Source organism: Pantoea rodasii (genome assembly GCF_002095465.1).
GTDB lineage: Bacteria > Pseudomonadota > Gammaproteobacteria > Enterobacterales > Enterobacteriaceae > Pantoea > Pantoea rodasii.
This window is the reverse complement of the sequence record NZ_MLFP01000084.1, coordinates 1-218: the sequence shown is the minus strand read 5'-3', so window position 1 is coordinate 218 and position 218 is coordinate 1. Positions and strand designations below refer to the sequence as shown.

1 tRNA gene is annotated in these 218 nt (G+C 50.9%); it reads left to right on the top strand.

The window, feature by feature from the left end:
* The first annotated feature begins 80 nt into the window (after positions 1 to 80).
* Positions 81 to 156: transfer RNA gene (locus tag HA45_RS23440), tRNA-Ala, on the top strand.
* Positions 157 to 218 lie beyond the last annotated feature (62 nt).

Sequence of the window (218 nt, the reverse complement as noted above, 5' to 3'; positions counted from 1 at the left end):
GCCTGAGACGAAATTACATTCCTCATGCAAAGAATGTAACTCCTGGTGAGTGGTAGTAGTGGTCTCTGCAGTAACTGTATGGGGCTATAGCTCAGCTGGGAGAGCGCCTGCCTTGCACGCAGGAGGTCAGCGGTTCGATCCCGCTTAGCTCCACCATTACAGTGACTCAAAACAATACTTCAGAGCAAACCGGCAACGGTGTGCTGCGAAGTATTATG